Source organism: Flavobacterium sp. PMTSA4, from assembly GCF_032098525.1.
In the GTDB taxonomy this organism is placed as follows: domain Bacteria; phylum Bacteroidota; class Bacteroidia; order Flavobacteriales; family Flavobacteriaceae; genus Flavobacterium; species Flavobacterium capsici.
In genome coordinates this window covers 2224449-2251133 of sequence record NZ_CP134890.1, presented here as the reverse complement: position 1 = coordinate 2251133, position 26685 = coordinate 2224449, and the positions used below count along the sequence as shown (strand labels likewise).

The following is a 26685-nucleotide window of genomic DNA, read 5'->3' as shown; positions in this document are numbered from 1 at the left end:
CATGTTGTGTTGTATGTTGTTTGGCAAAAATAGTTTGTTTTGAAAAGAATTTAAAGTTATTTGAAGATAAAGTTTTCTGTTTTCTTATTTTTGAAAAAAATCAATCAAAGTGTTCCATTTTTTCGATTTATCATTAAAAATAAATGGCTTTCCAATAAAGAAAGCTCAAAATGAATTTGAAAAAATTGAAAGAATTCCAGAAACTGAATTTGAAAATTACATCCTTGAGAAAAGAAAAGAAATTGTAGATTATCATTTAAAAAACAACAAATCCTATCAAGATTTTGTTGGTAAATCATTTATTGAAAACTGGGATGAACTTCCCATTATGACCAAAAAAGAGTTTCAAAAACCTTTGCAAGAACGCCTTTCAAATGGATTTACGACCAAAAATGTTTATGTCAATAAAACTTCTGGTTCAAGCGGCGATCCGTTTATTTTTGCTAAAGATAAATTTTGTCACGCACTAACTTGGGCAAATATTATTCATCAATTTTCTCAATATAAAATCAACTTTAATACTTCAAAACAAGCCCGTTTTTATGGAATTCCACTTTATTTTATTGGAAATAAAAAAGAAAGATTAAAAGACGTTTTAAAAAATAGTTATCGCTTTCCGATCTTTGATTTATCTGATAAAATTCTAGAAAAAGTTTTGTTGAAATTCCAAATCACATCTTTTGATTATATCAATGGTTACACAAGTTCAATAGTTTTATTTGCTAAATTTCTTCAGAAAAAAAATATTGTTTTGACTTCTGTTTGTCCAACTTTAAAATGCTGTGTGGTTACTTCAGAAATGCTTTTTGAAGAAGATAAAGTATTAATGGAAAAACAATTTGGCGTTCCTATTATTAACGAATATGGAGCTTCTGAATTAGATTTAATTGCATTTCAAAATCCGAATAATGAATGGCAATTAAATTCGGAAACTCTTTTTATTGAAATTTTAGATGAAAAAAATAATGTTTTACCTAATGGAAAAGAAGGCAGAATCGTGATTACTTCGTTTTACAACAAAGCACATCCTTTTATCCGTTATGACATTGGCGACATTGGGATTATTGATGAGAGAAGCACTTTTAAAAAACCTATTCTAAAGAAACTAATTGGCAGAACAAATGATATTGCTATTTTACCAAGTGGTAAAAAATCGCCTGGGTTAACTTTTTACTATGTTACCAAAAGTATTATTGAAGATGATGGAAATGTGAAAGAATTTGTGATAAAACAAACCAAAATAGATACTTTTGACATAGAATATGTTAGCGAAATAGAACTAGCCGAAAATCAAATTGATACCATCAAAATTGCAATTGAAAAATATCTTGAAAAAGGATTGAAATTCAATTTTAAACGAAAAACAAAATTAGATAGAAGCAAAAGTGGAAAATTAAAGCAATTTGTTTCATTACTAAAAAACTAAAATGAAAATAACAATAGTTGCAGGTGCAAGACCCAATTTTATAAAAATTGCTCCAATAATTAAGGCGATTGAAAAAAAACAATCTGAAGGTGCAACATTATCTTTCAGATTAGTTCACACTGGTCAGCATTATGACAAAAATTTAAGCGATACTTTCTTTGAAGAACTGAATATTCCGCATCCAAATGCAAATCTTGAAGTAAAAAGTGGTTCGCAAGCTCAGCAAACAGCAGCTATAATGATTGCCTTTGAACAAGAATTACTCGAAAATCCTTGTGATTTGGTTTTAGTTGTTGGAGATGTAAATTCGACTATGGCATGTACAATAGTTGCTAAAAAATTGAATGTTAAAGTAACTCATGTTGAAGCTGGAATACGTTCTGGTGATATGACAATGCCTGAAGAAATAAATAGAATTGTTACTGATAGCATAACCGATTATTTCTTTACTACTTCAACTTTGGCTGGAGAAAATTTATTGAAATATGGTGCTGAACCTTCAGCCATTCATTTCGTTGGAAATGTTATGATTGACACATTGTATCAAAATTTAAATAGAATTTCTTCCCCATATTTTTGGAATGAATATCAGCTTGAATCAGGCAATTATATCATTTTGACTTTACATCGTCCATCAAATGTTGATGAAGAAAATTCATTAATTGATTTGTTAAAAGGAATAGACAAAATGGTTGGTGATAAAAAAGTGATTTTCCCAATTCATCCAAGAACAAAAGCAATTTTAGGTGAACAAAATTTAGAATTAAAAAACATCATTACTGTAGAACCACAAGGTTATTTAAATTTCATGTACTTGATAAAAAATAGTTTTGCGGTTATAACTGATTCAGGTGGAATTTCCGAAGAAACAACTGTTTTAGGAATTCCATGTTTTACATTAAGAACTACAACCGAAAGACCAGAAACCATAGAAATTGGTACTAATCATTTAATTGGAACATCAATTACTAATTTAGAAAAAGTTTTTGGTGAATTTTTGCAAAATGGTCAAAGAAAAGCAGGAATTCCCGAGCTTTGGGATGGAAAAGCTTCTGAACGAATAATTGATATTTTACTATCAAAAATGTAATGGAAGAAATTACAATTATATCTAATTATTATCCACCTGAAAAAGGTGCTGCTGCTAATAGAATTGAGCAATTAGCTTTAAAATTAAATCAAAATAATTACAATGTAACCGTAATTTGTCCATTGGGAAATTACCCAAAAGGAGAATTATTTCCAGAATATAAAGGCAAATTTTCAGTAACTGAAAATAGAGAAAACATTACGGTAAAACGCTTATGGATTTATCCAAGTATAAGTAAAAATTTATTGGTCAGAATACTTTCTGTATTGTCTTTTTCTATAAGCTTGTTTTTCTATTTATTATTTAAAAAAACATCTAAAAAAGTAATCGTTCAATCGCCACCATTATTACTTTCCTTTATTTCTGTTTTTATACTTTCATTAAAAAACAAGAAAATAATTCTCAATGTTTCCGATTTGTGGCCATTAGCAGGAATTGAATTAAAAGCGCTAAAAAAAGATTCCCTATCTCATAAGTTTTCCAAATTTTTAGAAAAATATATTTATAAAAAAGCAACATTAATTTTGGGTCAATCTGAGGAAATAATTCATCACATAAAAAATATATTTCCTGAAAAAAAATGCTTTTTATATAGAAACTTTCCTGACCATAATGTTTCAGAAATAGAATTAAAATCAGAAGAAAATAAACCTGTAAAAATATTTTATGCAGGCCTTTTAGGAATTGCTCAAGGTGTTTTAGAATTGTGTCAAAAAATCAATTTGAAAGATCTAAATATTGAACTGCACATCTTTGGTGATGGAGCAGAGAAAAACCAACTAGAACAGTTTATTTCTTCTCAAAACGAGCAAAAAATATTTTTCCATGGAATGATGGAACGAAAAGTTCTTCATGAAACTTTAAAATCATTCGACATTGCAATTGTTCCCTTGAAAACTAGAATTTATGGTTCAGTTCCTTCTAAAATTTTTGAGTATACCACATTAGGTTTTCCAATACTTTATTTTGGTGGCGGTGAAGGTGGAATTATCGTTGAAGAAAATGAATTAGGTTGGGTTGCTGAAGTTGAGAGTTATAAAGAACTAAACGAAAAATTAATTGAAATATCTAATCTCGATAAAAAGGAACTTAAAACAATGAAGAAAGCCATTTTTGAAAAATCTAAAATACTTTTTAATTTGGATAATCAAATGAGAGAATTATTAAAACAAAGCGCTTTTTAGTATGCTTTATCTTCGCCTTTTATTGCATTAATAATTGTTATAAAGATTATTTTTAAATCTAAAAACAATGACCAATTTTCTAAGTAAAAAATATCGTATTTTACTCTAAATATAATGTCTTTATCTGTTTCCACTTCGCCTCTAAAACCTTTAGTTTGAGCTAAACCTGTTATTCCCGGTTTTATAAAATGACGAACCATAAATTTATCAATTCTTCTTGCATACATTTCTGTATGACTAACCATATGTGGTCTAGGTCCAACAACAGACATGTCGCCTAATAAAACATTAAAAAATTGAGGTAGTTCATCTATGCTTGTTTTGCGAATAAATTTACCAATTTTAGTAATTCTTGGATCATTTTTAGAAACTTGATACAAATCAGCAATTTTATTTAACCTCATTGACCTAAACTTATAACAATAAAATTCGTCATAATTTAAACCATTCCTTTTTTGTTTGAAAAAAATTGGTCCTTTTGATTCTAAACGAATTAAGATTGCTAAAATAGGTGTTAACCAAGACAATAAACCTACAATGATTAATAACGAAAAAATAATATCAAATATTCTCTTAATTATTTTGTTTGGAACTTCATCTAAAGGAACGTTTCTAATGGAAATGATTGGAATATAATCATAATAATCATAAATTAAATTCCTAGAAAATAGTTCTTTATTGTCAGGTAAAAACTTTAAAATCTTTAAATTATTGTCTGTAAAATCTATAAACTTATTAACTTCAGTATTATTCAAATCAGATAAAGCACAATAAATTTCATCTATTTTTTGTTTCATAACAAAATCTAGACATTCTTCTATTTGTTTTTTCTTATTTTGGACTAAATCAAAAACATTAATTAATTTATAACCATAGTCTGGATTATCATTAAAAAATGTTTTCAACTGATCTACCGATTTTCCATTACCAACAATTACAACTCTTCTAAAATTTCCGCCAAAAACAACCCTATATTTTCTTAAAAAATAATAAATAAATAATTTCGCAAAAGAAATTAAGAATAAAGAATAAGTAACAAATTGAACTAATTTAGAAGTGTCTGATAATTTTTCGAAATAACCAACGTAAGCAAAACTTACTATAAAAAATAAAAAATATTGTTTTATTATTTTAGAAAATATCTCTGATACCTTTGTATATCTGTATACTTCATAAAATCCAATATTTGTAGCAATAATAATCCAAGCTAAGGATACAAATAAATGAAATGAAATTAACTGGAAATTATAGGGTAAAATCAACCATGCAAAAAGATTTAAAATAATTAAATCGATTGCATAAGAAAATGGTCTGATATAACCTGAATATCTTCCTGTCTTTTTTGCCACTAAAAAATGTATTTAGAAAAATCTTTATGTTCTTCTTTTAAAAGTTCTTCTGATGATAAAGATTTAAAATAATGATAAGTTAACTTCATTCCTTCTGCTCGTTCTACTTTTGCTTCCCAACCCAAAATTTCTTTTGCTTTTGTGGTATCTGGTTTTCTTTGCATCGGATCATTTATTGGTAAATCATGATAAACCACTTTCTGGTTTGTTCCTGTCAGTTTAATTATTTCTTCAGCAAAGTCTTTAATGCTGATTTCATCTGGATTTCCAATATTTACCGGATAAATATAATCAGAATGTAAAAGTCTAAAAATTCCCTCTACTTGGTCTGTTACGTAACAAAATGAACGTGTTTGACTTCCATCACCAAAAATTGTTAAATCTTCACCTCGCAACGCTTGTCCTATAAAAGCTGGAATAACTCTTCCATCATTTAATCGCATTCTTGGACCATAAGTGTTAAAAATTCTAACTATGCGAGTTTCAACTCCATGAAAAGTATGATAAGCCATTGTAATTGATTCTTGGAATCGTTTTGCTTCATCATAAACTCCACGTGGACCAATGGTGTTTACATTTCCATAATATTCTTCTGTTTGAGGATGAACTAATGGATCACCATATACTTCAGAAGTTGAGGCAATTAAAATTCTTGCTTTTTTTACTCTGGCCAATCCTAACAAATTATGAGTTCCTAATGAACCCACTTTTAGAGTCTGAATTGGAATTTTAAGATAATCTATCGGACTCGCTGGTGAAGCAAAATGAAGAATATAATCTAATTTTCCTGGAACATGAACAAACTTAGTAACATCGTGATGATAAAATTCAAAATTTCTATCTTTGAAAAGATGTTCAATGTTTTTTAAATCTCCAGTTATTAAATTATCCATTCCAATAACAAAATAACCCTCTGAAATAAAACGATCGCATAAGTGTGAACCTAAAAATCCAGCAGCACCTGTTATTAAAATTCTTTTCATAGTCTTTTTTCAATTTTTTTTTGATAAACACTGGTGTTGAATAGGCAATAAAAAATGGTAAAGAAAACCACTCCTCGTTGACGCCACAGTAATGTTTCGGTCAAAAATAAACTTATCGTTAGAATTGCGAAAGCAAAATGCACAAAATCTTTACTTTTCAAAGCGTTTTTAAGATTTAAAGCAACAATTAACAGTAAAATTATAAATCCAAATATTCCTAATTCAGCAAAATTTTGTACGTATTGATTATGAAAGTTCTTGTTTTGATAACCACCATCGCCAGCTTCTCCCATATATAAATCGTAGTATATTGCCTTTTCCTTAATTTTTGGATATGATGCATTCAATCCAAATCCTTTCCAAAATATAGGTTCTTCTTTTAAGAATTCTAAAAATATTCTAAACTGATATACACGAAAGACTGTTCCAGAGAAAAAATCATTTTGAGTAAATTTTTCATTCTGCCAAGCTTCTTTTATACTAACATTATGAACTGTTAATGGTATTCCTTCAATCACGTTTGCACTTAAACTTTTCTTTGTATTAGTTTGAAATTCTATTTCAAATCTTTGTTTTATTCTTCCGTATGAAAACAACAATGCAATGATTAATCCAAAAACAATTAGATTTCTTAAACGCATTTTATGTGCAATCTTAGAAAAGAAAAAAGTATAAGCTAGTATTAGTAGAATTACAATTAAAATAATATTCTTAGAAGACATTAAAAATATAAATCCTAAAAGTATAATTGAAATGATATAATCTGCTCTTGTTTTTACAGTTTTTGAAAAATAATAAAAAAATGCAATTGCCATAAAATAAGAAACATGGATTGCGTTAAGCAATTTTGGAATTAATCCAAATTTATCATCATTATCTCCGTGATAGAAAAAATTCCTAATATCATGCGAAATTGAATAACGAACAAAGGCTCTGAATAAAAAATAGAACCCAAGTAAAATCATTGAATAAGCAAAATACTTTACAATTTTTTCTTGATTTTCTGAGTCTAATTTTTTATTAAATGCAAAAGCTAGTGGGATTACTAATAATGTTATTTCTTTAGGAATAGCATTAAGTGTGCTTTCTCTATCTATACTCCAAGTATAAGAAATTGTCATCAGCAAAAACAAAACAATTGGTAAAGTTAAAACCAATGAAAAACTAATGTTTTCTTTTTTAAATTTTACTATAGTGAAAATTAAAAAAGATCCTAGAAATATATTATTAACTAAATAAGGAAGTGGAATTGATATTAGTAAAAGTAATACAGCTAAAAAAAAGGGATTTTTATTTGTTTGGTTTTTTATATCTTGAAAAACATTCTTCAAAAAATTGTAAATATTCGCCATTAATTTTATTCCAGTTAAATTCTTTTTCTATTGCCTTAATATTATTTTGAACTAGTTGCAAGTTATCATTTTTTTTGATAGTATTTATAATATTTTTCACTTCATCAGCGCTTGAAAAATAATAACTATTTTCTTTTAATATTGCTTTATTAAACTCATTATTGTGTGCAATTATTAAAGCATTTGATGCCATAGCTTCAAGAAGTGAAGGATTTGTACCTCCAACTGTATGACCATGAAAATATAAATTTGAATAATATCTTAGATTATTCAAATGATTTAAATTATAAACTGCTCCTAAAAATCGTATGTTTTTATATTTCAAAAACTTTTTCTTTAGATAATCTCCAAATTTAGTTTCGTGATTTCCTATAATAATTATTGGAGTTGTAGAATTGCTTAAAACTACTCCGTCGAGTATAGTCTCAATATTGTTTTCAGGTTCCAAACGAGCCAAAATCATATTGTAAAATCCTTTTTCTAAATTATATTCAAAAAGAATTTCTGGATTAGGATTCAAAAAAACCTCAGCACCATAAGCAATGTATTTAGATTCTTTAGAATAGCTTTTCTTTATATGATTTTGAATTCCAACAGAATCAGCTATTAAAAAATCACTACTTTTAATAGCTAACTTTTCAGAATATTTCAGAGCTTTTTGAACGATTTTAGAATATTTTGTTCTCTTCCATTCCAAGCCATCCATATTTGTAATAATAATAGGTTTTCTTGGTAACAAAAAATGCCAAATTGCATTACTAGTATAACCTAATTGCAAAATGATATCAAAATTTCTTTTTCTAGCGTCAAGAATACAATTCAAGTCATAAATAAATTGTCCCGCTGTTCCAATTTTATATTCTGGATCAAATTGATGAATAATATGAGCACCTTTAAAATTATTCTCTTTATAAGGATGATTATGAGAATTATAAACAAAAACTTTGTGGTCATTTTGTGCTAAAAAAACTGAAAAAAATTCAGCAAATTGTTCAAATCCTCCGTAATAATTTGGAATTCCTCTTGTGCCGAGAATTGCTATTTTCATGTAAAAGAAAAGTTTAAAACTTATAAACCGAGACAAATATAGTAATTATTAAAACTTGAATAGTTAAACAAAATATTAATAAATTACCATTTTATAATCTATTAAGGTAGATATATTACTTTATAAAGTTTTATTACTATTTTTGTTCACGACTAATTATCACTTAAATTACACATATGATTAATTTTGAATACTTAGAGAATAATTTAGATAACCTCCGAGTAAAATACTTGGCTGCACAACCTTTTCCACATTTAGTTATTGATAATTTTTGTGATGAAGAAAAGCTAATTAAAGCTTATAATAGTATTCCAGAACTTAATAATAAAAGTAGAGATTATGCTTTTGCAAATAATAAATTCGAAAAATCTAACTATAAAGAACTTTGTCCTGAATTAGAAGAATTACATTCAGAATTACTCTCAGAAAGATTCAATAAAATACTTTCATTTATCACTGCAAAAAATATTTTTGTGGATCCAAAAAACCATGGCGGTGGATTACACCAAGGGAAAAAAAATAGTTTTTTAGATATGCATTTGGATTTTAATTATCATCCTATTAATAAAAATTGGTATCGTGAACTAAATTTGTTGTTATACCTAAATAAAGATTGGAAAACAGAATACAAAGGTGGTCTTCGCATTAAGGATTTAAGAACAGAGGAAGAAACTGAAATCGGAGTTCCATTTAACAGATTAATTATACAACAATGTGCTCCTTATACGCTTCATGGCTACGATATGACTAATTTTCCAGAAAACAGATATCGAACCTCAATTGCTACCTATGCATATCAAATTCATAAAAGACATATTGAAGAACCTAGAACTACAGATTGGTTTCCAAAAGAAAACGCATCTTTTTTTAAAAAACAATTAGCAAAAAATTATAACTTTTTGGTACAAACTAAAAATAAGTTTTTTGGAAGCGGTACTGCTAAAAATCAATAATTGGTATTTAAAAATTGATTAACAACATTCTCTATGTTATTATCTTTAGGGATTTTAATTATTTTCTTTAGCTTAACAATATCTCCAGCTAAGGTTATAATTTCATTTTTTCTAACAAATTGAGGGTTTATCTTAATATCTATCAAGTGTCCCGATAGTTTTGAAAATATTGAAATAATTTCTTTTAAAGAATGTGTTTTACCTGAAGCAATATTGACTATTTCACCTGTACTTTTTGAATTCATTAACTCAAAATAAACTCTCAAAACATAATCAATACTATTATATTCTCTATATACTTCTATATTTCCTAACTCTATTGTTTTCTCGTTATTTATAAAAGCTTTAGCTATTTTTGGCACTACAAAATGCTCACTATGTCCAGGAGCAGTATAATTAAAAGGTCTTGTGATTAATATTGGTAATTCATCAAAATAGGTTTTAGCAATTTGTTCCATGGCAAGTTTGCTTATTCCATAATGATTTATTGGATTAGGAACTAAATTTTCATGTAGTACTTTTTCCGTTTGATTTCCATAAACTGTAGCGCTACTTGCTAAAATAATTTTCTTTAAATATTTTTTAACTTTCAAAGATGCATTTAAAACATTTTGAGTGCCTATCACATTAACTTTATACATTTCAACTAAATCACTATGCTGTACATTTGAAATAGCCGCTAAATGAAAAATATAATTTGGTTGAAGATTTTTAATTATTAAATTTAATTCATCCTGATTGTTTATATCACAAGAAAATATCTTGTCTTTTTTTTCATCTATTGTGTTTGATAATCCATAAACCTCATAGTTTAGTTCTTCTAAATATTTCTTTAAATACTTACCTGTAAAACCATTAATTCCTGTTATTAAAACTTTATTGTTAGAATGAAAATCCATTTGAGTTTCTTTTAATGTCCATTTCGACCATATTTTTACACAATGCATTTAAATCCGTTTGAGCTTCCCAATCTAACAACTCTTTTGCCTTAGAAGCATCACCAATTAATAACTCAACTTCAGCAGGTCTATAAAAAGCCTTATCGACTTCTACTAAAACTTTTCCTGTTTTAGCACAATAACCTTTCTCATCTTCATTTTTACCTTTCCAAACAATATCAATATCAATATTTTTAAATGACATTTCAACAAATTCTCTAATTGAATTTGTTTTATTAGTTGCTAAAACAAAAGTTTCAGCAGACTTATATTGCATCATTTTATACATTCCTTCAACATATTCTTTAGCAAAACCCCAATCTCTTTGCGCATCAAGATTCCCAAGATAAATTTTATCTGTCTTATTTAAATGAATTTTTGCAACAGTATCAGTAATCTTTCTTGTAACAAACTCTCTACCTCTTAAAGGAGATTCGTGATTAAACAATATTCCGCTAACGCCAAAAATATCATAACTTTCTCTGTAATTTATTGTTGCCCAATGAGCAAATAATTTTGAAAACCCATAAGGACTTCTAGGATAAAAAGGTGTAGATTCTTTTTGAGGAATTTCTTGTACTTTGCCAAACATTTCCGATGTTGAAGCTTGATAAAATTTAATTTTAGGATTAACAATTCTTATAGCTTCCAATATGTGTAATGCTCCAATTCCTGTAGTTTGTGATGTATATATTGGTTGCTCAAAAGAAACTCCAACAAAACTTTGAGCAGCTAAATTATAAAATTCATCAGGTTGAATTTTTTCTAAAATTCTGATATTATTAGACTGATCATTTAAATCATACTCAATTAGGTTAAGATTTTCATGGTGTAAAACTCCTAATTCTTCTAAACGCCAAAAATTCATTGAGCTTGAACGCCTGTAAGTTCCGTAAACCTTATATCCTTTTTCTAATAAAAACTTTACTAAATATGCTCCGTCTTGACCTGTAACTCCTGTTATAATTGCCTTTTTCATTTGTTTTTTAAAATATTGATATCTAATTTTTAATTGATTCTTTATTAATTATATCAATAAAGCTATGTGCAGCCTCATTCCAATTATATTTTTTTTCAACTAAAATAGATAATTCTTCTTGTCTTTTTTCATTAATATTTGATAGTTTATAACTAATTTTTCTTTTTATCTCCTCAAAATCTGCTGGATTTATAAAATCTTCACCAAAAAAATCAAATTCTGACATAGAGGTTGCATTTGAGCATAAAGTTGGCACCTTAGCCGCTATAGTTTCTAATGGTGGTAATCCAAATCCTTCTGCAAAAGATGGATAAACAGCTAAAACGGATGCTCTTAAAAACTGTAACATTTCATTGTATGCTACTTTCTTTTTTAATATTATTTTTTCTTTTATTTCTTTAGAAGATTCTTCAAGTAAATTATCAAATTTTTCATCTCTAAATGTAATGTCTCCTATTAATAATAAATGATGATTTTCATATAATTTTAAATCAATAAATGCCTTTAACAATCTATAATGATTCTTTCTAGGTTCATGCCTTGATACATAAATTATAATATTTTCATATCCATATTTTGTTTTAACTTTTTCTTGTACTTCTTTTTTATCATAAGAATCATAAAAAACTGATTCTACCCCATAAACAGTTGTAAAAACATTATTTATTTTAAAATGTGTTTCAATTCTATTTTTTGAATATTGAGAACCTGTTAAAATAATTTCAGATTTTTTGGCACTATACTTATATAAAAATTCATTTTTAATACTACTTAATTTAGGAAAATGTTCAGGAAAATCAATGAATAGAACATCATGTATAGAATTTATATACTTACATTTCTTAAATGGAGGCACAATATATTGAAAATGAGCAAAATCAATATTATTTTTCTTTATTAATAAAGGTATGTCTATGAGTAATCTATAAAATTTATTTTTCGATTTATACTCAACATAGTGTATATTTTCTGAATCACCGAAAACACTCTTTAAGTTATTTATATCTGTTGCAGCAAAATAAAATTCAATTTCTTTATTCTTTATTAATTCTAAATATAACCCTTGAATATATGTTCTGGTTCCTTGAAACCCATAGTCAAAAACATGGCAATCAATAAATATTTTTTTGGTTTTCATTAATTAATTCTCTTGTATTATCTTTTGCTGTTTATTAATAAATTCCTTATAGCAAAGCAAAAACCCTATAATTACAGCTTTATTGTCTAACTTTAAAAACAAACCTAATAAAACCCAATTTGCAACAAATAGAAAAAACATTGTACCAATCAGAATTAAGTTCACGTTTTTTACTTGTTCATTACTTGTCTTTTCGTGACGCGATAAAACATATAAAAAATAAAACATAAAAAAGACTCCAAATAGACCCGATTTTAAAAACACTGTCATGTAAGCATTATGAAGAATTGGTTCATACCTTACTATTGTTCCATCATTTGTCCACATTTCTCTTCCTATGTCAACAGTTGAGCCTAATCCTTTACCAAACAATATTCCTCCTATTCCTTCTGCTGAAACTTGTTTTACGGTTTTGATATTTTCGAATGACCGATAATTATCGTTGAAATCTTCATAGTCATCCTGGTTTATTTTGGTTTTAAAAGCTTCTATAGGAGCATTTTTTATTTTATAAAACAAACCCTCCAATCCTTTTCCGTTTCTGGTTGGATTCGTATTGTAGACAAAACTATACCCTATAATTAAAAACAGAAAAAAATAAAAAAAGATTTTGAGTGACTTTTTTGTTAGCTTAAAATATCCTTTCATTGCTACAACAAGAATTGCATATTGTATAAAATTTGTTCTTGATAGATATAAAAAGCTTGATAATCCTATGATTATCATAAATAATATGACTTTCTTTTTTGAAAATTGTAATTGAAGTTTATTTTGAAACTGTACCAAAACCAAAGCATAAACTTCAAAATCACTAAAATATCCTGTCAATGCACGTAGTTCATGTATATTGATGACTTTATATATAATTACGTTATATATAATCATCCCTAAATGTATTACTGCAATAAAAAATCCTGTATTTATTATAGTTTGAAAAGGTTTACAATCATAACTTCTACATAATTGGTAACCAACTATAAACCCTAAAATAGGCTTTATCAAATATGTAATATCCCTAATAGCATTATAAAAATAATTATCGTAGTTAAAAGTGGATATTAATGCAATAAAAAAAATAGCCAGAAAAGGGAAAATATATTTTAAAAGAGTAATAGAATATCTTCTCTTTAATGTAAGTAAAATTGTGAAAAACCAAACTGCAAAGGTTAATTCATAAATATTTAAATATGTAACACAAATACAAAGACCAAATAAAATTTGATATGGTAAATGATTTGTAACTTTTATTTTCATTAACTCTCTTATGATTTTTCCTTGTGTTTAAATGTAATAAATAAAGAATACAAAATTATAATAATTAATTCTATTAAAATAATAGAAGAAAATGCTCCTTTCAAGGCAAATAACTTGGTAAAAGATGCTAAAAGAACAAAACTAATTAGCGTAGCCAATATAGTTATTGTAATGTAGATATTGTTTAAATTGAAGGCAAACATCAATTGTCTTAATGAAATTGATATGCCGGTTAAAATTGGTATAATTAATGCAAATTTGAAGACTGATGAAAGTTGAATGATCTCATTCTCATCAAATTTAAAATATGATAAAATTACAGGAGTCAACAAGTAAAATATAACTACAATAATTAAAATCATTAATAAATTAAATCCATTATATTGTTTCCATGTCTTTATTCCTTCTTTGTAATTTTGGTTTAATACATAACATATATTAGCAAAAACAAAATAAAAAAACATATTAAAGTATGTTTTAAAAATAGTTATAATCTGATCTATGATTCTGTATTGACCTGCCATCAAATCTCCTCCTATAAAGCCTATAATAATTATTGGGAAAAATTGATAAAGTGACAAAAAAAACTGTGAAAGACTGAAACTAAACTCTTCTTTTAAAATAGCAATAGATGGTTTTACATCTTTAGCTTTAAATACAAATGAATTTTGATTCTTAAGCCAAATTAAACCTATAGTATTTGATACTATTGCGCCAATACCAAGAAATAAATTAGCATAAATATAATCTTCTTTATTTCTGATGAAAATAAATATAAGTGCTAAATAAATAAGTTTTGATAAAATATTTAAAATAGAAATCCACTTAAAATTTTCAATTCCTTGTAAATACCAAGCAGGATTTAATAATTGCCCTAAAATAATTGAGGTGCTAAAAAAATATAACGTCTTATCCTTGGAAAGGTAGGGAAGAAAATAAATAAATAATGATAATGTTAAAAAAATGAGTATAAATAAAAAAACTTTGGATATATATATAGAAGTAAATTTTTCTTCTAACACTAATAAATTATCTCTATTAATTGAAATCTCCTTTACGCCTATAACATATGAACCATAATCAATTATTCCGTTTAAAATTAGTGCTATAGACATAGCAATACCAATTTTTCCAACCTCTTCTACACCACATATTACTATTAAATATGGTAGCACAATTAAAGGACTCAATATATTTATAGATTGCCCTAAACCGTAAATAATAAAATCCTTAATTCTCGTTTTACTAAAAATACTCATTGCTTATTGAATTGAGGTTTTATTCTTTATATAAAATATTAAAAAAATAAATCGCTGAATTTTATTTTATGTAAAAACTATTCATATCATCAAAAGATTTTGATTTAATAAAAGGGTTTATTAAAAAATATCCTAAATAAAGTAAATGTTTTGCAAATTTAAATTTAAAAAAAACGGTTCCAAAAACACCTATTTTCTTTTTTGTTAAAATGTGCACATTTTTTGCATTATGATAGTATAAATTATATTTTTTAGAAATAAATTTAAATGACTCTTTTGAATGAAATGCGATATGTTGACCATGTTCAGATCCATAATACCACCAATCTTTATGTTCTGGAGCTGGTTTTGAAATTAAATCAGTTGTTAAAATTATTGTATCTGTTAACTCTAATATCTTTTCTAATTCTTCTAATGGCTGTTCAAAATGCTCAAAACTTTCAAAAGTTGTTACTGCATCGTACTTTTTATCCAAGCTACCTTCAAAGCCTCGTGCAATGACATTTTGCGTATACGGATCGTGCCAAAAATAATCAAACCCTATATCTCTCATTTGTCTTGTAAAAACGCCTAATCCACCCGCATAATCCAAAAAAATGCCTTTTCTTTTAAAAAAAAGTGTAATTAGAGTAGTTGTGATTTTTGACATTCTCTCGCTTCTAAACATAACTCCAGTATCCGATAGATTCATCGGACTTTCGTAAGCTTCTTTTAACCAATATGGAGTTTCTGTTTGTCCGAAACCACATTTTTTACATTGGTAATAACTAACATCATATTTATATAAAACAGTAGCATTAAAAATTTTAAAGGTTTCTTCTCCACATATTTTACAAATTATTTTTTCTTTACTCTCTGTCATATATCTTAATCCTTTCTATAAATACATTTAGTAATAATTGAAAAACATAAACTAAAAAGAAATTATAACTTTCTTTAAATAGATTTTACTTAATTAATAATTCCAATTGTATCTTAAGCCCTTCAGCTGAACAAAAAACAGGGTCATAATTTCCATTTTGAGAAACAATAGGTGTCACTTTTGATTCTTGAGCTTCAATTTTCACTAATTCATTGGGGTAAAAATAATTGAAAAATTCATTCCCTTTTGCTTCAAATGACTTATCATAATAATTTATTCTAAAATTATTGATAATCATATCTGTTTGGTTTTTGTTTGTTCCAAAATCTAATCTTAAATAATTTGGAAGCACATCTTCAGGTAATAAAAAAACTATTTCTTGGGGTTGATCATTGCCTTTGAACTCTACAAAAAAAGATTTTTTTTCTTCAAAATTATCTGCTTCATTATCTTTATAAAAAATTTGAAAACTATCATCTTTTTTCACAGTAACATTTAATGTAACTTTCATTCTGTCATTGGTGTCTTCGTTAACTTTTTCGATGCTTGATTCTTCTTTTATTTTTTCATCTTTACAAGACACTAAAAAAACAATAACAATTAAACTAATAAAAACTCTTTTCATATTTATACTCTTTTTATAAAATTACTTTATTTATTAACCTAAATCATAGCACTTTGTTAAATAACTTATTTTTGTTATTAAACTTAAGTTTTACCCGTAAATGCTATTATTCCAATCTCTTTTAAAATCGAAATAGAGGAAGAAAAACCTAGTTTTGACCCGTCAACATCTTTCCAATTATAGACTGGAATTTCTTTTCCGTATTGCAATAAATTTTTTTCTTTTAATCGAATAAAAATCTCAACATCAAACAACCATTTAGTTTTAAAAGGTTTTTCAAAAACTTCCTTAATAATTTCTTTTGAAAATATTTTTGCTCCACATTGGGTATCATAAATCCCTAAACTATGTTTAAAATTTATAAGCGTTAAAATTATTCTTCCAATAATGTGTCGATAAAATTTCCTTTTTATTCCTGAATTCAAAAGTAATATTCTTGAACCAAAAATGAACTTTTTTTCTGATTTTTTTAAACTGTTTAACATTGAAACTAATTCTTCTGCTGGCGTTGAAAAATCAGCATCAAAATAACCAATAAAATCAAATTGATTTTGTTTGTTGATTTGATTAATAGCTTTATAAATTGTATTTGCCTTTCCCGAATTTTCTTTGAAATCAATCAAAAAGCATCGTTCCTGATAATTAGAAATTATAATTTCTATTGCTTCAACTGTTTTGTCTTTACTTCCATCATTTGCAAAAAAAAGTGTTACATCAGAATTTAAAATTAAATAATCGATATCCGATTTTTTAATCCTTTTTTCTTCGTTATAACACGGAATAATTATGGCTATTTTTTGCATAAACAATAAGCTGAAAGTCCTGGAATTGTAATTCCTATTTTCTTCAAAAATAAACTTAATTTAAAATCAAAACTAAGTATAGAATTAATTAAATTGGTTTTTGTTTTTCCAGCTTCCCAATTGTCAATTGATTCCTTCTTGTCATTTTTAAGCAATTTATCAAGTTTTCTAAATAATAATAATGAAGTAAAATAATATCCTTTATCAATAATTGAAAATTGATTTTTTTCTAATAAATTATTTAACTGAGCTAAAGTATATCTACGATAATGACCTAACAATACATCGTGACTAGAAAAAACTGATTGAAATGCTGGTACAGCAAAAAAGAAATAATTCTCATCTTTAGATTCTAAATAATCGAGTATAATTTTTTCGTCTTCAAGATGTTCTAACACATCCATACACAAAAAAAGTGTTCTCTTTTTTGAGATAATAGTTTTTTGAAATTCTATTAAATCTTTAAAATAAACTACTTGACTATTATTATTGTTAACTTTTAACTGCTCTATAACTTCTGGTGTATACGCCGTATCAATAGCATAATATTCTCTTGCTAAATTTTTCTGGACTAAAGTGTGAATTACATAAGCATCACCACTTCCAATATCTACAATTCTTTCTATAGGAAATTCAATTTTAGATTGTTTTAAAAAACTATGCAGGACATTTTTTCTCGAAGTTTCCCATGGATGACGATTATAATTGCTTTTATCATTTAATCTCGAAAACTCTGAAATATCCATTTTTAAAGAGGTGTGTTTTTTAAACTTTCTTCCCAAGAATTTATCTCTAGGTCAAATGTGTTTTTTATTTCTGATTTATCTAAAACACTAAACTTTGGCCTTTTTGCTGGCGTTGGAAAACTTGTTGTTGGTATTGGTAGTAAATTTATAGTAATATTGTTGATTTCAAATATTTTTTTTGCAAAATCATACCAACTGCATTGTCCTTCATTACTGTAATTATAAATTCCAAATTTTAATTTTTTGCTGATAATAATTTTTACAATTGTATTTGCTAAATCAACAGCATTAGTTGGAGTTCCAATTTGATCATTTACAACTGAAATTGTATCTCTTTCAGATGCTAAACGCAACATGGTTTTCATGAAATTATTTCCAAATTGAGAATAAACCCAAGATGTTCTAATAATGTAATGTTTATTCCAAATTTGTTGAATTGCTATTTCTCCATCCAATTTAGTTTGTCCATAAACTCCAGTTGGGTTTGGGATGTCTTTTTCAGTATATGGTAAAGATTTATTGCCATCAAACACAAAATCGGTTGATATGTGAATTAAAACAGTGTTGTTTAGTTTACAGACTTTGGCTAAGTTTTTTGGGCCATTTACATTAATTTCAAATGCTATTTCTGGTTCGCTTTCTGCTTTATCTACAGCAGTGTAAGCAGCAGCATTGATGCAAAAATCAGGTTTATATTTTGAAAATATTGTTTCACAATTATTAAAACTTGTTATGTCTAACGTTTTGGAATCGCAAAAAACAAATTCAATATTAGTATAATTAGGTGCAATAAATTGCAAGCTTTGACCAAGTTGGCCTGAACTTCCTGTAACTAAAACTACCATACTTTTTTGGCGTTTTCAATAGTTGGCTGAACTTTATCTTTTTCTGAAATAATTAAGTTTTCTAATGGAAATTGCCAATCTATTCCAATGGTTTCATCATTATAAGTAATTCCGCCTTCTGATTCTTTATTATAAAAGTTATCACATTTATAAAAAAAAGTGGCTGTTTCACTTAATACTAAAAATCCATGAGCAAAACCTCTTGGAACAAAAAATTGTTTTTGATTTTCAGCAGATAATAAAACAGCTTCATATTGACCAAAAGTTGGTGAATTTGAACGAATATCAACTGCAACATCGAGAACTTCTCCTTGTAAAACCCGAACTAGTTTTGCCTGAGCATGTTCTCCCGTTTGATAATGTAAACCACGTAGAACTCCTTTGGTAGAATAAGACTGATTATCTTGGACAAAATGAACTTCTTCACCTATTCCTTTTTGAAAAGTATTTTCATTAAAACTTTCCATAAAATAACCTCGCTCATCCAAAATAATTTTTGGTTCTATGATAAAGCAACCTTGAAGTTTTGTTTCAATAAAATTCATTAAATCAAACTAATTAAATGGTTACCATAACCACTTTTTAATAATGGTTCGGCTAATTTTTTTAATTCTTCTTTATTTATAAAACCCATTTTATAGGCAGCTTCTTCAATTGCTCCTATTTTTAACCCTTGGCGTTCTTCGATTACTTGTACAAATTGACTTGCCTGCATTAATGAATTAAAAGTTCCTGTATCGAGCCAAGCTGTTCCTCTATCAAGAATGGAAACTTTCAATTTTCCTCTTTCTAAGTATTCTTTATTTACATCAGTAATTTCCAATTCACCTCGATGACTTGGTTTAATGTTAGCTGCAATTTCAACCACATCATTATCATAAAAATAAATTCCTGGAACAGCAAAATTAGACTTTGGTTGAGTAGGTTTTTCTTCTATTGATAAAACATTTCCGTTTTCATCAAAATCTACAACTCCATATCGCTCAGGATCATGAACATGGTAAGCATAAATTATTCCGCCATCTGGATTATTGTTTGCTAATAATAAATCCGACAAACCTGTTCCATAGAAAATATTATCACCAAGAACTAAAGCAACTTTGTCCTTTGCTATAAATTCTTTTCCAATAATAAAGGCTTCAGCCAATCCGTTTGGGTTTTCTTGAACTGCATATTCAAATCGACATCCTAATTTTTTTCCATCTCCTAAAAGTTGTTGAAAAAGTGGCAAATCATGAGGTGTTGAAATAATCAATATTTCTCTAATTCCTGACCACATTAACGTTGATAGTGGATAATAAATCATTGGTTTGTCATAAATAGGCATCAATTGCTTACTTACTGCCAAAGTCAGCGGATGTAATCTTGTTCCTGAACCACCTGCGAGAATAATTCCTTTCATATTAACTATTTAGTTTTGTCATTTGTGTTTGATAATAATCTTTAAGTATTCTTATCAAAACAAATAAACTTATTAAAAGTAATGGTAAAACAAACTTCATTTTTCCATTAGTTCCTTTTTTATTTCTAATATTTAAAGTAGAACTATTGTCTTTAATAATCTTATCAAGATTAACTAAAGCGATTCTATTTCTTCCTTGTTCTGAAACCAATAAATCTTTTGTAGTAATAACATCGTTTAATTGTGAATTTTCGTTGTAATATACAAGTTTATCGCTTTTAGCATTTCCATTAACACTTGAAGAAAAAGTGTTTAATAATCCGTTTATTTGGTTTATTATCGAATCATTTTCAATCATTTTTAATTTAACATTATTGAAATACTCTTTTTGAATTGAAGAGTAATAATCACTACTGTTCAAATAATTTAAAATTGGTTCTAATGTTTTATTATTAGTCGTTTCGTCTAAAGTTGTATATGTAATTAAATGATTTGGATAATTTTTGCTTGTCAATGATTCATCAACAATTTTTTTAACATCACCATCTTCACCCATTAACTTTATTAACTCAAAATTTTGTGGTCTGTTTTCAATAAATTTATAGACATCATTTATTGGAGTTATTTCTATTTTTCTAAGCTTTAAAGGTTGTTTTATACCAACTATTTCTTTAAGAAAAAGTGTATCGCTATTAATTATTTTTGAATTAATTAAATCAATTTTAGCATATAAATAATCGACAGAACCAAAATTTGGAGTAACTATAATTTGATTATCATATACTTTTTCCGTTTTATCAAGATAAAAACCCAATCCTGCACCAAGTAAAAACAACACTCCAACAATAATTATGTTTCTTTTAAAAAACAAAAAGCTTTTAAAAATTGATGTCAAAATGTATTCGAAAAATTGACCTGCTTTTTTGAAAATTTGTGATAAGTCAATTTCTTGATTGTCTAAATTATTTTGTTTTTCACTACTCATTTTGATGAAATTAAATATTAAATATTTGTTCTAAAATTTTTATTGTTATTAAGTATGTTGGTTTAACTCCAGTTGTTCCTAATCCACCAGAAGCCAACGTGCTTCCAGTTTCCAAAGGGTTATCAGAAGCATAATATGCATAACGTACTTTTACGTTTTCAGGAATACTTTTTCTAATTTTTGAAGCCGATTGTATTGCTTTTTGATAATATGCGCCTTCCATTTCAAGACCAATTACTTCCCAAGTTGATTCGTGGAAGAATTTTAATAAATCTTTATTTTGAAGCGATGTCCCAAGAACGGTTACCATTGGACCAGCAAAAACTGGAATTCCATTTCCTTCAAACATTTTTGCTGTTAATTGATTTTCGAATGGATAATTATCTGCTGTTCCTTCATTTATATGTGCAGATGGAATCATAATGTCACCTTTTCCTCCTTGAAGAATTCCTGCTTTGCCCATGATAGAAACCGATTCAACATTCAAGAATATTTTCTCTTTTCCCTTTTTATAAGGTTTCAAAAGTTCATCAATTGTTTCATAAGCTTGTTCTCCAAAAGCATAATCCATTACAATGATTACTGGATTTTCTTTTCCGATTTTTGCATTTGGAAATGCTGATTTTTTCCAATCAATTTTTGCTGTGTCAAATATTTGAACATCTATATTAGTTCCAGAAGTATCAGGAAGAGAAATCATTCCATGCTGAAGTGCAAACGCTTCAACTTTATCTCTAACATCATTTGCTCCTTGTTTACTCAACTCTTCGAAAATATCAAAATCTGATTTTCCTTTGAATTTTGTTCCTAAAACATGTTTAGCAAACAGAGAATTCATAACGCTGTGCATATTTGCACTGATAATATGAATTGGTCTATTAATTAACTTATTTTCTTTTAAAACCTCTTTAATAGTAGTTGCCCAAATTTCACCATGAATGTGATGTCCTAATCGTTCTCTAAGGATTGGACTAAAGGTAATTGTTCTTTTATTATTATCTAATACTTCTTCAATGGCTAATTTTCCTAACCAATAAATAACATGTAAAAATCTGTCAGGTTTTTCCTTTGTTCCAAAAGAATCATAAATATCCAAAACCTCAACAAAAGTTCTTCCTAACACGTTTGCGGCATGCGAAATGGCTTTCTCTTTTTCTACTTGGGTTAATTTTTTTGTTTGTAAAACTGCTTGTTCTAATTTTTGCCAATCTCTAGAAATTTTTCCTTCTTCATCTATTAAAACACGGTCTTTTATTTTGTGGGATTCTATAAAAATAAAGGTCAAATGTGTCAAAATATCATAGATGTCCGAACGTCCGCGGGTAATTTCAACATTCATTTGCTCATCATCAATTCGATAACAATTACGTTTTCTTTTTGGTGGAACAATGGCTTTAAAATGTGATTTTGAATAACCTTCATCAGAAGTTAAATTGATGTAACGACATTCTTCAATACCTATTGGTAAACGTTCAATTACATATAGTAAACCGTTAAGTTCTACTTTTTCTTCTGCAATACTTCCGTAGATTTCTGGGCTAAGCTCTAACAAAGCTTCTCTTAAAGTATCGCCAGATATTCCCATTGGTTTATAAAAACCTCTGTTGAATAAATGACGCATAGTAATGTACAATCGTTCGATAGCTGCCGACGATTCTTGCGCTCTAGAGCGCGAAATGTTTTTAATTTCCTTCATTAATTTTTTTTTACTAACCCGCAAAGATAGTTTTTTTATGTATTAGTTGGTTAATATAAGGTTAATAGCGGGTTGGTATATTTTATTTTTTTCTGAATTATACAATGCTTCTTTTTCCCATTTTCCATTCGTAAATGTGTATTTAAAATTACTTTCAACATATCCATATAAAATAAAAGGAAAATAGAGTTTTTGTGTTTGATAAGTATTCGAATTTTTATCAAAATAGTTCTGCTCAGTTCTGTTTTGTTCAATCATTAATTTTTCAAACCCAACAAATAAACCATTTTTTGGCATTGTTAAATTTAAATTTGAAAGATCTATTTGATGCTTAAAAACGCCTTTTCGTAAAGTGACAATAAAATCTTTTACTAATAAATCTTCACCTGGTAAACCTTCTGAATTAATGGTATAAAAATGTAATTTCAAAATAGCATTATCAATTTTACTATCGGTTTGCAGTGTAACATATTTTATATATCTAGTTTTTTTGTACGAAGGTAAATAAGGAAAAAACTTTAAATCAAACTTTGGTCCATTAGGAAATGCTTCAAAAATAGCATTACTTGTTTTGCCAATTTCTAGCTTTTTTGTTTCGAGCTTTTTAGAAATAATTACTTCTTTAAGTTCTATAGAAGTTGGCTTTAACTTTACGATTTTACTTTCCGAAAGAGGAAGTGTTTTATTTTCATATCCTAAAACATTAAAAAGTAGCCTAGAAGATTTTGATGTGGTGTGAATAGAAAATTCACCATTTTCTTCACTGGTCGTGCCAAAATTTTCATTTTCAACCCAAATTGATACATATGGAATTGGTTCTCCAGAAATACTGTCTAAAACAATCCCTTTTAATTGGCTAAAAGATGAAATTGAGCAACTAATTAAAATCCAAAAAATCAGTCTTATTTTCATAGTGAGGCACTTCTTTTTCTAATTTATCTGCAATTGTTCTGTCGTTGCCCAAACGAGCTATTTTGTTTTGTCCTCCTAGTTTTCCAATTGATTTCATATAATTATGAAAACCATCTTTTGCTACTTTGGTAATTTTGAGTGGTTGAAGTACTTTTCCAATAATTAAATCATTATAATACATGTTTTGCTCACGCATAGCCGAGTCAATTTTTAACGCAAATGCATCTAAATCTTCTGGTTCACTTTGAAATTCTATAAACCATTCATGATAAGGCAATCCTTCTTTTGGTGTTATTTGAGGCGCAACTGTAAATTCATTAATGCTAACATTAGTATCTTCCATTGCTTTTTTAATAGCATGCTCAACTTCTTTAGCAATTACATGTTCTCCAAAAGCTGAAATAAAATGCTTTATTCTTCCGGTTACTATAACTCTATAAGGTTTTATACAAGTAAACTCAACAGTATCGCCTATATTATAACCCCAAAGTCCAGCATTTGTAGAAATAATCATGACGTAGTTTATTCCCATTTGAACCTCGCCAATAGTGTATCGCCTTGGATTTTCGTTATAAAATTCATCTGCTTTGATAAATTCATAAAAAATTCCATGATTCAATAACAGCAACATTCCATGAGCTTTTTGTGAATCTTGATAAGCAAAAAAACCTTCAGAAGCCGGAAACAATTCTATCGAATCTACCTTTCTTCCTATTAAGTTTTCAAATTTTGCTCTGTAAGGTTCATAATTCACTCCGCCATAAATAAACAGGGTGAAATTTTTAAAGATTTCACCAACTTTTATATTCCCTTTTTGCGTAAGTTTTTCAAAATACATTTGAACCCAAGAAGGTATTCCTGATATAACAGTCATATCTTCGGTATAGGTTTCCTCTACAATTTTATCAACTTTAGTTTCCCAATCATCTATACAATTGGTTTCCCAACTAGGCATTCTATTTTTTTGAAGATAACTTGGAACATAATGAGCAACAATTCCTGAAAGTCTTCCAATTTTAATTCCGTTTTTTTCCTCTAAAATTGGACTTCCTTGCAAAAAAATCATTTTCCCATTCACAAAATCATAATTTCCTGTTTCTTGAATATACAGAAAGATACAATTTCTAGCAGCATCAATATGATAAGGTAATGACTCTTTGGTTAAAGGAATATATTTTGCTCCTGAAGTTGTTCCTGAAGTTTTTGCAAAATAAAGTGGTTTTCCTTTCCATAAAATATCTTTTTCACCATTAATCACTCTATCTATGTAGGGTTTTAAAGCTTCATAATCTCTAATGGGAACACGTTTTGCAAAATCTTCAAAATTTTTAATCGATTTAAAATCATGGTCAATCCCAAACTTAGTAGTACTAGCCTGCTTTATCAACTCAGAAAAAATTTTCTTTTGTGTTTCAACAGGCTTGCTAGACCATGCTTGAACTTTTTTATAAATTATTCTAGCAAATACTTTTGATGCATTCGATTTTAAAGACATTCCCTTGTTTGTTTGATTCGTACCATTTGGCAGATTGGTAAATATGTTACAATATAACGGTTTTTCCCTTTATTCTGATAACAGACTTATAAAACTTATTCAAATTCTATAAAAACACTAGGATCAATAGGATAACCATCTTTCCACAACTCAAAATGAAGATGAATTCCGGTCGATTCTTGCCCTGTTGAACCAGCAATAGCAATTACTTCACCAGTTCTAACAGCGTCACCTTGCGATTTTGTTAAAGAAGCCGCATGTTTATAAACCGATATAAAACCATTATTATGACGAATAATTATAACATTTCCTGTTGTTGGTGTCCAATCCGCAAAAATAACTTTCCCGCTCAATACCGCTTTGATAGGAGTATTATTAGCCAGCGCAACATCAACAGCATAATGCTTTTCTTTAACGTTAAACTTCTCCGTTATCAATCCTTTCGCAGGTGGAAAAAACACAGCATTTACCTTTGGTTTCGCCTTTTCAAAAAGATTAAATTTATCTTCTCTTGCCACTTCTTCTCTAAGTTTCAACTCATCTTCATTCGGCTGTAAATCTTCTTCATCAACCACAGCTGTTGAAGCACTTGCTAAAATAGAATCCTTATTAAACTTTGCATATTCCAACTCGCCAGTAAGTATCTTTTTAATAGATTTTATATAAGCATCATTTTCCTGCATCACTTTGGTCAAAGAATCCGATTTCAAAGCAAGTTCCGTGGCATCTTTTTTAAGTTTCGATGATGCATAACCCGGAATATATTCTCGCAATGGAGTAAAAGCAATAATATAAGTCGTTACAAAAATAATCACAATAGCACCAAGCGATGCCACCACAAAAACATTCATCAACGTCAATCGCAACGAAAAAATTTCCTCAAAAGTATCTTCATTCAAGATAACCAATCGGTTTTTCGTGAAGAGTTTTTTCTTTATTTTTTTACGCTTTAAACGCTTTCCTGACATCCTTTTTTTGATTGATTTACAAATATAGAAAATAATACTCTATACTATTTCCTATGATTAACGAACTTTAACAGCAATTATTTTCCCGAAATCAAAAAGAATATCTTTTTCTTTTTACCTTTGTCAAACATTTATTTATTAAAATTAGCGAAAGCTCAAAAATAATTATATCATGGGAAGATTAGGAATGCCTGAAATATTAGTAATTCTAGTAGTGGTTCTATTGCTTTTTGGAGGTAAAAAAATTCCAGAACTAATGAAAGGATTAGGAACAGGTATCAAAGAATTTAAAGACGCTGCAAAAGGCGAAGACGAAGCTAAAGCAAACTCTAAAAAAGAAGATACTAAAGAATAAATTTTTATTTTTAATGTTAAAATCCCAAACTCAATTCA

26 protein-coding genes are annotated in these 26685 nt (G+C 27.6%); 5 read left to right on the top strand and 21 right to left on the bottom strand.

The window, feature by feature from the left end; translation table 11 throughout:
* Nucleotides 1–109 precede the first annotated feature (109 nt).
* Genes RN605_RS10280 through RN605_RS10270 form a run of 3 tightly spaced genes read left to right on the top strand, consistent with a single transcriptional unit; the run spans nucleotide 110 to nucleotide 3700 of the window.
* Nucleotides 110–1426: a phenylacetate--CoA ligase family protein gene (locus RN605_RS10280; protein WP_313324577.1), complete on the top strand. Its 1317-nt coding sequence runs from the start codon at nucleotides 110–112 to the stop codon at nucleotides 1424–1426.
* Nucleotide 1427: 1 nt separating this feature from the next.
* Nucleotides 1428–2516, top strand: a complete 1089-nt coding sequence (wecB, locus tag RN605_RS10275; RefSeq protein WP_313324576.1) for a non-hydrolyzing UDP-N-acetylglucosamine 2-epimerase — start codon at nucleotides 1428–1430, stop codon at nucleotides 2514–2516.
* Nucleotides 2516–3700: a glycosyltransferase family 4 protein gene (locus tag RN605_RS10270; RefSeq protein WP_313324575.1), complete on the top strand. Its 1185-nt coding sequence runs from the start codon at nucleotides 2516–2518 to the stop codon at nucleotides 3698–3700. Before wecB ends, RN605_RS10270 begins: the two co-directional genes overlap by 1 nt.
* Here the strand turns inward: RN605_RS10270 and RN605_RS10265 are convergent.
* From RN605_RS10265 to RN605_RS10250, 4 genes are all read right to left on the bottom strand, one after another.
* Nucleotides 3697–5049 carry an undecaprenyl-phosphate glucose phosphotransferase gene (locus RN605_RS10265; RefSeq protein ID WP_313324574.1) on the bottom strand — a complete coding sequence of 451 codons (1353 nt, stop codon included), beginning with the start codon at nucleotides 5047–5049 and terminating at the stop codon, nucleotides 3697–3699. The two genes, RN605_RS10270 and RN605_RS10265, sit on opposite strands and share 4 nt — an antisense overlap.
* Nucleotides 5049–6032: a UDP-glucuronic acid decarboxylase family protein gene (locus tag RN605_RS10260; RefSeq protein ID WP_313324573.1), complete on the bottom strand. Its 984-nt coding sequence runs from the start codon at nucleotides 6030–6032 to the stop codon at nucleotides 5049–5051. The genes RN605_RS10265 and RN605_RS10260 overlap by 1 nt, the downstream gene beginning before the upstream one ends.
* Nucleotides 6029–7189 carry an O-antigen ligase family protein gene (locus tag RN605_RS10255; protein WP_313356343.1) on the bottom strand — a complete coding sequence of 387 codons (1161 nt, stop codon included), beginning with the start codon at nucleotides 7187–7189 and terminating at the stop codon, nucleotides 6029–6031. The genes RN605_RS10260 and RN605_RS10255 overlap by 4 nt, the downstream gene beginning before the upstream one ends.
* A gap of 133 nt (nucleotides 7190–7322) precedes the next feature.
* A complete protein-coding gene (locus tag RN605_RS10250; RefSeq protein ID WP_313324571.1) occupies nucleotides 7323–8432 on the bottom strand; it encodes a DUF1972 domain-containing protein in 1110 nt (369 codons plus the stop codon).
* A gap of 176 nt (nucleotides 8433–8608) precedes the next feature.
* Here RN605_RS10250 and RN605_RS10245 point away from each other — a divergent pair, with 176 nt between their 5' ends.
* The gene (locus RN605_RS10245) at nucleotides 8609–9385 is read left to right on the top strand and encodes a 2OG-Fe(II) oxygenase (RefSeq protein ID WP_313324570.1); all 777 of its coding nucleotides are present in this window, start codon (nucleotides 8609–8611) and stop codon (nucleotides 9383–9385) included.
* Here the strand turns inward: RN605_RS10245 and RN605_RS10240 are convergent.
* From RN605_RS10240 to RN605_RS10160, 17 genes are all read right to left on the bottom strand, one after another.
* Nucleotides 9379–10284: a GDP-mannose 4,6-dehydratase gene (locus tag RN605_RS10240; protein ID WP_313324569.1), complete on the bottom strand. Its 906-nt coding sequence runs from the start codon at nucleotides 10282–10284 to the stop codon at nucleotides 9379–9381. The genes RN605_RS10245 and RN605_RS10240 overlap by 7 nt on opposite strands.
* Complete coding sequence (gene gmd, locus RN605_RS10235) at nucleotides 10268–11302, bottom strand: GDP-mannose 4,6-dehydratase (protein ID WP_313324568.1); 1035 nt, start codon at nucleotides 11300–11302, stop codon at nucleotides 10268–10270. Before gmd ends, RN605_RS10240 begins: the two co-directional genes overlap by 17 nt.
* 22 nt (nucleotides 11303–11324) lie before the next feature.
* A complete protein-coding gene (locus tag RN605_RS10230) occupies nucleotides 11325–12440 on the bottom strand; it encodes a glycosyltransferase family 4 protein (protein ID WP_313324567.1) in 1116 nt (371 codons plus the stop codon).
* Nucleotides 12441–12443: 3 nt separating this feature from the next.
* Complete coding sequence (locus tag RN605_RS10225) at nucleotides 12444–13694, bottom strand: hypothetical protein (RefSeq protein WP_313324565.1); 1251 nt, start codon at nucleotides 13692–13694, stop codon at nucleotides 12444–12446.
* Nucleotides 13695–13702: 8 nt separating this feature from the next.
* A complete protein-coding gene (locus RN605_RS10220; RefSeq protein WP_313324564.1) occupies nucleotides 13703–14953 on the bottom strand; it encodes an oligosaccharide flippase family protein in 1251 nt (416 codons plus the stop codon).
* Nucleotides 14954–15014: 61 nt separating this feature from the next.
* Nucleotides 15015–15815, bottom strand: a complete 801-nt coding sequence (locus tag RN605_RS10215; RefSeq protein ID WP_313324563.1) for a methyltransferase domain-containing protein — start codon at nucleotides 15813–15815, stop codon at nucleotides 15015–15017.
* Nucleotides 15816–15900: 85 nt separating this feature from the next.
* A complete protein-coding gene (locus RN605_RS10210; protein WP_313324561.1) occupies nucleotides 15901–16440 on the bottom strand; it encodes a hypothetical protein in 540 nt (179 codons plus the stop codon).
* An 83-nt stretch (nucleotides 16441–16523) separates the two neighbouring features.
* A complete protein-coding gene (locus tag RN605_RS10205) occupies nucleotides 16524–17243 on the bottom strand; it encodes a glycosyltransferase (RefSeq protein WP_313324560.1) in 720 nt (239 codons plus the stop codon).
* Nucleotides 17231–17989 carry a methyltransferase domain-containing protein gene (locus RN605_RS10200; RefSeq protein ID WP_313324559.1) on the bottom strand — a complete coding sequence of 253 codons (759 nt, stop codon included), beginning with the start codon at nucleotides 17987–17989 and terminating at the stop codon, nucleotides 17231–17233. Before RN605_RS10200 ends, RN605_RS10205 begins: the two co-directional genes overlap by 13 nt.
* Before the next feature lie 2 nt (nucleotides 17990–17991).
* The gene (gene rfbD / locus RN605_RS10195; RefSeq protein ID WP_313324558.1) at nucleotides 17992–18834 is read right to left on the bottom strand and encodes a dTDP-4-dehydrorhamnose reductase; all 843 of its coding nucleotides are present in this window, start codon (nucleotides 18832–18834) and stop codon (nucleotides 17992–17994) included.
* Nucleotides 18828–19379 (bottom strand): dTDP-4-dehydrorhamnose 3,5-epimerase, encoded by a 552-nt coding sequence (rfbC, locus tag RN605_RS10190; RefSeq protein WP_313324557.1) that lies wholly within the window; start codon nucleotides 19377–19379, stop codon nucleotides 18828–18830. Before rfbC ends, rfbD begins: the two co-directional genes overlap by 7 nt.
* Nucleotides 19379–20236 carry a glucose-1-phosphate thymidylyltransferase RfbA gene (rfbA, locus tag RN605_RS10185; protein WP_313324556.1) on the bottom strand — a complete coding sequence of 286 codons (858 nt, stop codon included), beginning with the start codon at nucleotides 20234–20236 and terminating at the stop codon, nucleotides 19379–19381. The genes rfbC and rfbA overlap by 1 nt, the downstream gene beginning before the upstream one ends.
* A 1-nt stretch (nucleotide 20237) precedes the next feature.
* Nucleotides 20238–21221, bottom strand: coding sequence for a hypothetical protein (locus RN605_RS10180; protein WP_313324555.1), 984 nt, complete (start codon nucleotides 21219–21221; stop codon nucleotides 20238–20240).
* A 10-nt stretch (nucleotides 21222–21231) separates the two neighbouring features.
* Nucleotides 21232–22917, bottom strand: coding sequence for a DUF6909 family protein (locus RN605_RS10175; protein ID WP_313324554.1), 1686 nt, complete (start codon nucleotides 22915–22917; stop codon nucleotides 21232–21234).
* Nucleotides 22918–22959: 42 nt separating this feature from the next.
* Complete coding sequence (locus RN605_RS10170) at nucleotides 22960–23829, bottom strand: carboxypeptidase-like regulatory domain-containing protein (RefSeq protein WP_313324553.1); 870 nt, start codon at nucleotides 23827–23829, stop codon at nucleotides 22960–22962.
* Nucleotides 23795–25324 carry a GH3 family domain-containing protein gene (locus tag RN605_RS10165; protein WP_313324552.1) on the bottom strand — a complete coding sequence of 510 codons (1530 nt, stop codon included), beginning with the start codon at nucleotides 25322–25324 and terminating at the stop codon, nucleotides 23795–23797. Before RN605_RS10165 ends, RN605_RS10170 begins: the two co-directional genes overlap by 35 nt.
* 95 nt (nucleotides 25325–25419) lie before the next feature.
* Nucleotides 25420–26292, bottom strand: coding sequence for a M23 family metallopeptidase (locus RN605_RS10160; protein WP_313324551.1), 873 nt, complete (start codon nucleotides 26290–26292; stop codon nucleotides 25420–25422).
* Between the two features lie 172 nt (nucleotides 26293–26464).
* Between RN605_RS10160 and tatA the strand changes: the two genes are divergently transcribed.
* The gene (gene tatA / locus RN605_RS10155; protein WP_313324550.1) at nucleotides 26465–26647 is read left to right on the top strand and encodes a twin-arginine translocase TatA/TatE family subunit; all 183 of its coding nucleotides are present in this window, start codon (nucleotides 26465–26467) and stop codon (nucleotides 26645–26647) included.
* Nucleotides 26648–26685 lie beyond the last annotated feature (38 nt).